Here is a 6,127-nt window from a genome sequence, read left to right as displayed (position 1 = left end):
CAAAACCGTTTTTATTTTCAGAGTCAGCATTAGTTTTTAATCCTTCACCTTTAAAATTAAATTCTCCGGTTTCGGGATTAAAACTAAAATCAAGACCCGTGGGTGGTAAACACTTTTCATCATCACAAGCCATGAACTCTATAAACCCGGTAATAGGTTTTGTGTTGTCAAGAAGTTTAACTGTCATTTCAAATGTGCCATCTTCATAAAGCTTGATAGTCTCCATTTCAAAAAACTTATCAAAACCCGAAACAATGTTTGAACCTGTTTCAGAAATCTCTTTAAATATTTCAAATTGAGATTCTTCATTAATCACAATAACTGTTGGTAATGGCCCCATCATATCAGGGTCCATTTTATGCGAATAGATAGACCATCCTTCTTCAATTTGAGCATCAAAAACAAAAGTATATGTATCTTCTGATATTTCTGTGAGTTTTCCTGTCCAATTAACAGGGTTTACAAATTCATCTTCTCCAAAATTTACTAATGAATTTTGATTTAATTCAAAGCTAAACTCCAAAAGGTCCGGAGGCAAACACTTTTCATCATCACAAACCATAAAATACACTTCAGCATTTATCTCGCTAAGGTCTGGATCAACTATTTTAATTTGTTGTTCAAAAACTACATTACCTTGAAATTTTTTAATGTCCATCTCAAATATTGGATCAAAAACCGGATCACCATCAGGCTCATTTGTTGAACCAACAAGCTCATAGCCTCCAGTATCTATATCCAAAAAAACAAATTCTGTGGGGATGGGGCCTTCGTCACCAACATCTTGTTGAGAATACAAATACCACCCTGCATCAAGAGTGGCTTTAAACTTCAAAACATAATTTTGTTCATCAATTTTTTCTAATTCTGTTTGCCATTTTATGGGATCAAAAATTTGAGAGTATGTGGTGTTTAGAGCAAAAAAAGTGAGAAGAATTATTAAATATTTGTTCATTGCTGCAATTGTATTTTTAAAATAGATTGGGTGTTTTGATTGATTTTAAACCTGTCGTCTGCACGCATTCCAACAACCCAGACAATAGATTCATTACTGCATAATAGCCAGATATTTTGCTTTTCAAGCAAAGATAACTTTTCATCTTTAAAAAACTTGCTAATTTTCTTTTTTCCATTCATTCCTAAGGGGAAGAATACATCACCCTTTTTCCATTTTCTGAGTTTTAACGGAAATTTTAATAATGCTTCATCCACATAGCAAATATCCGAACTTTGTTTATCAATTTTTCTAGCTTTTTGAAATGTTATAAAAATAGGTGCTTCAATTTTAGTAGCTTCTTTTGGAATGAGGTATTCTGTTTCTGCATCAGTAACAGTTTCATCAATTATAGCAAGTTCTAAATAATCCCTGTTTTTTAAAAGAATATGGGTTTGTGAAAACACTTTTTTACCGCTTTGTCCATCAAGAAGTTGAAATAGATCTTCCCATTGTGTAAAACCAAAAGGCTGAAACAACTCAAATAAAAGTGCTTTGGTATTGGGAAGCTTTTTAAGTTTTTCTATAGAAAATTGATAGCCATTCTTAGTGTTTTCTGCAATATAGCTGAAAATCAAACCTATATAATCTTCTACCAGTAACCGGCTTTCTCTTAAATTTTCTTGAGTCACTTTAAAGTTTTGAAGCAACTGCGGATTGATTTCATTGAACTCTGGAATTACCTTATGCCTTATTGCATTTCGTACATAATAATCTGATGCATTACTGCTATCTTCACGCCACTGAAGCTTGTTTTTTTGAGCATATTCTAAAATAGCTTGACGCGGAAATTGCAACAATGGCCTACGCAATTTTCCAGAATTCTCAGGAATCCCGGTGAGACCTTTCAAACCTGTTCCTCTTGAAAAATTAATAAGAAAAGTTTCCAAATCATCATTTAAATGATGTCCCGTCAGAATATAATTTATATTCAACATCTCAGTTAGTTCATCAAACCATTTGTAACGTAAAAAACGAGCTGCCATTTGAGTGCTTAACCCTTTTTCTTCAGCAAATGATAAGGTTTCAAATGTTTCAGTATAAACAGGAACTCCTAGCTTTTTTGCTAAGTGAATTACAAATTCAGAATCTGAGTCGCTTTCATTTCCACGCAATGAAAAATTACAATGAGCAAGTGTAATAGAATACTCTAGTCTCACCAGAAGTTGTGAAAGCACAACACTGTCCAAACCACCACTGCAGGCCACCAGTAACTGTTGATTTTTAAATTCTGGAAAACGCTGATTGAGATGGGTATAAAATTGATCTTTCATAGCAATACTAAAGTTGAACATCATCTGTCGTTATGAAATCCCAAGGCTTTTTGTCATTCAACAATGGCTTGCCAAGGATCTCGTTAAACCTGGAGGCATCAATACCATACCCTTTTGGTTTTTTTGCTTCCAAATTTTCAAACAAGATTTTTTCTCCGGCTTTCATAGATTTATTTACTGCCAAAGATTTTTCAAAAATTGCTTTAACTGACTGAAAAGAAGTTAAGTCATTTTTATCAACTGGTTGTTTTAGTGCTTCAGAAATTGTTTTTACTCCGCTGACCAGCTCCTTTGTTTCATCTATTGTAATTGAAGAAGAAGCGTCAGGATTGATTTCGTTTGAGTCTAATTTTACATGAAATTCTAAAATTTCAGCTCCTAAAGCAACTGCAGCAATTCCTGTTTCAATTTTAGCTGAATGGTCTGAATAACCTACCTGTACTCCATACCGCTGTTTTAACTCAGCAATGACATTAAGCCCATAATTTTCAGGATTAGTGGGGTAACTCGTTGAACATTGCAAGATTGAAAAATCTACATTTAATTTTTTTAAGAAGTTAACCGTTTTATCAAGCTCAGCATATGAACTCATCCCGCTCGATAATATGAGGGGCTTTTTAGTTTGGGCAATTTTCTGAAGCAATAAAAAATTACTCACTTCTCCTGAGCCAACTTTATAGCGTTTTACACCAATCTTTTCAAGCAAGTCTACAGCAGCGTTACTAAATGGTGATGATAAAAATTCAAGTCCTTTACTTTCAGCGTATTTTTTAAGTTCTATCCATTGCTCTAAGCTAAACTCCATTCGCTTCCAGTAATCATAACGGGTTTTGTCAGCCGTTTGCAATTTTATGCGAAAAGGTTCATAAATACTACTTTCGGCTTGAGCGATATGGGTTTGAAATTTTATTGCGTGAGCACCCGTGTTGGCAATAGCATCTATATATGCTATAGCATTCTCAAAACTGCCGTTATGAGCTTGTGCAACTTCTGCAATCAAAAAGGGTGTGGGAGTTTTCAATTTTTAAATATTACGTTTTTTGCTTTTTCTTTTCTGCAGCAGGAAACAAAACATTGTTCAATATCAAACGATAACCTGGCGAAGTGGGGTGCAAAGCTAACTCTGTGGGTGATTCACCAACCCGATGTTGATAGTCTTCAGGGTCGTGACCTCCATAAAAAGTAAAAAAACCTTTTCCTTTAATTCCATGGATATATTTAGCTTCACCGTTTAAATCACTTTGACCCATCACCAATACATTTGACTTAATTGTTCTGGAATCAAAAGCAGTGGTTTGACCAAAAAACCCTTTCACTAATGAGGTATGATTTTGAACCAGCATCGTTGGTATAGGATCCCATTTAGCCGAATAATCCATTAAAGAAAAATAATCCAATTCTTTTTTGATATTCCGCTTTGTGGTCATATCTATTGAACTGAACTCATAAACCATTGGGTCGCGCTCTAAAAGAAAATCAGTAAAAGCAAAAGTCTTGTTGAAATCAATTTTACTTTGATAGTTTGATTCACTGGGATCACCGTCAAACATTGGCTCACATATATCTACACCTTCTGCCGCAAGGGCAATATCAAAAGAATCTGTTGCACTACACATGGCAAACATAAATCCACCACCAACAACATAATTTCTAATTTTTTGGGCAACTGCCAGTTTGGCTTCAGAAACTTTGTTAAAACCCAAGCTAGTGGCAAGTGCTTCCGCATTTTGCTTTTCTTCTATGTACCATGGAGCCGTTCTGAACGCTCTGTAAAACTTTCCATATTGGCCGGTAAAATCTTCGTGATGTAAATGCAGCCAATCATAGAGTAAGAGTTGATCTTCAAGAACTTCCTTATCATAAATAATGTCATAAGGTATTTCAGCATAGGTCAAAACAAGTGTTACAGCATCATCCCAAGGGAGATTTCCTTTAGGAGAATAAACGGCTATCCGAGGTGCTTTCTCTAGCAGTACTGCACTCATGTTTTTTGAGGGACTTTCAATTTCCGCAAGAATTTGTTCAGTTTTAGAGTTAGACAAAACTTCAAAACTAACACCTCTTATTTGACACTCTTTTCTGACATCCTTAGTATCAGCCAATAAAAATGAACCACCTCTATAATTGAGTAACCATTGTACTTTTTGTTGTTTTTCTAGCGCCCAATAGGTGATTCCGTAAGCTTTAAGGTGTTCTCGTTGACTGTCAGCATCCATAGGGATTAAGATGTAGGAAGCAAACCCCTGAAATCCAAGAAACAAAGTAAATATTAATAGTAATTTCTTCATTTCAGCAAGATAAAAAAGATTTTATACCTATAGATTAAGTTATGCTGATTTTAACTAAAAGGGTACACCGTGATCATCATCCTCAGGGGGTAAACCTTCTAAAGAGTCAGTGCCAAAAGCATCGTTTGCAGAAGGTAAATTGTCTGGCTTGAATGTATCATCATTAGCAGCACTGTTCATTCTGGAGTGGAATTCAACCGGGGTATCAAAAGTTTCTAAATTTTCAAACTTACCAAGATGACCAATAAATTTTAATCGGATTTCATCCAATCCACCGTTTCTATGTTTTGCAACAATAAACTCTGCCTGACCATCGGTGGGTGCTTGTTCGTCATCATCCCATTGATCAATTTTATAATATTCGGGGCGATAGATAAATGAAACAATATCTGCATCCTGCTCAATTGCTCCAGACTCTCTTAAATCAGAAAGCAAAGGTCTTTTAGAACCTCCGCGGGTTTCAACTGCACGTGATAACTGTGAAAGGGCTACTACAGGTATGTCAAGTTCTTTGGCTAATGCTTTCAGATTTCGGGAAATAGTAGAAATTTCTTGTTCTCTGTTTCCACCTCCTTTTTGACTTCCACCGGCTGTCATTAATTGTAAATAATCAACAAATATAATTTTAATACCATGTTGAGAAGCAAGTCTTCTGGCTTTGGCTCGTAAATCAAAAATTGATAAAGAAGGAGTATCATCTATAAATAAAGGTGCTTTTTCAAGATCCTTCACTTTAACATTGAGTTGTTCCCATTCGTGTTTTGCCAACTGTCCAGTACGTAATTTTTCAGAACTCAATCCTGTTTCTGAAGATATTAAACGCGTTATTAACTGAACAGACGACATTTCCAGAGAGAAAAATGCAACAGGTATATTGTTTGACACAGCAATATTTCTTGCCATAGATAATGTCAGGGCAGTTTTACCCATACCGGGACGTGCTGCAATAATAACCAAATCACTGGGTTGCCATCCTGAGGTAAGCTTGTCGAGTTTTTCAAAACCGGAGGGCACTCCTGAAAGACCTTGTTTATTGGCAATCTCCTCTATTTTCTTTTTAGCTTGAATAACCAAATTTTGAGCAGTCTCTGAAGAACGCTTTATATTGCCCTGGGTTATTTCATAAAGTTTAGACTCTGCTGTATCGAGTAAATCAAAAACATCTGTAGATTCATCATAAGAGTCTTCGATAATTTCGTTGGAAATTTTAATCAAACTACGCTGAATGAATTTCTGTAAAATAATACGTGCATGAAATTCAATATGTGCCGAAGATGAAACCTTTTGAGTAAGCTGAATTAAATAATACTCACCCCCAACGATATCAAGATTTCCATCCTTCTTTAATTGAGATGCAACAGTTAATAAGTCTATTGGCTGCCCGGTTTTAAACAATTGATAGATTGCAGCAAAAATATGTTGATGGGCTTCTCTGTAAAAAACATCAGGGTTGATTAAGTCTATAATTTCATCAACACCTTTTTTATCAATCATCATAGCTCCAAGCACAACCTCCTCTAAATCAACAGCCTGTGGAGGTATTTTTCCTTTTTCCAAAGAAATCACTTGTG

5 protein-coding genes are annotated in these 6,127 nt (G+C 35.3%); all 5 read right to left on the bottom strand.

Annotated features, from left to right (window positions below; all coding sequences use genetic code 11):
- Window positions 1-955: protein-disulfide reductase DsbD domain-containing protein (locus AACY61_RS07265; RefSeq protein ID WP_339610911.1), on the bottom strand; the 955-nt coding region annotated here is incomplete at its 3' end.
- Window positions 952-2,268, bottom strand: coding sequence for a tRNA lysidine(34) synthetase TilS (gene tilS, locus AACY61_RS07260; RefSeq protein WP_339610910.1), 1,317 nt, complete (start codon window positions 2,266-2,268; stop codon window positions 952-954). The genes AACY61_RS07265 and tilS, both read right to left, overlap by 4 nt.
- A gap of 7 nt (window positions 2,269-2,275) precedes the next feature.
- Window positions 2,276-3,289: an N-acetylneuraminate synthase family protein gene (locus tag AACY61_RS07255; RefSeq protein WP_339610909.1), complete on the bottom strand. Its 1,014-nt coding sequence runs from the start codon at window positions 3,287-3,289 to the stop codon at window positions 2,276-2,278.
- Between the two features lie 10 nt (window positions 3,290-3,299).
- On the bottom strand, window positions 3,300-4,556 hold the full coding sequence (locus AACY61_RS07250; RefSeq protein WP_339610907.1) for an asparagine synthetase B: 1,257 nt from the start codon (window positions 4,554-4,556) through the stop codon (window positions 3,300-3,302).
- Window positions 4,557-4,610: 54 nt separating this feature from the next.
- The gene (dnaB, locus tag AACY61_RS07245) at window positions 4,611-6,122 is read right to left on the bottom strand and encodes a replicative DNA helicase (RefSeq protein WP_339610912.1); all 1,512 of its coding nucleotides are present in this window, start codon (window positions 6,120-6,122) and stop codon (window positions 4,611-4,613) included.
- Window positions 6,123-6,127: the final 5 nt, after the last annotated feature.

Origin of the sequence: uncultured Planktosalinus sp., assembly GCF_963973675.1 — a bacterium.
In the GTDB taxonomy this organism is placed as follows: domain Bacteria; phylum Bacteroidota; class Bacteroidia; order Flavobacteriales; family Flavobacteriaceae; genus Planktosalinus.
This window is presented reverse-complemented; position numbering and strand designations above follow the sequence as displayed.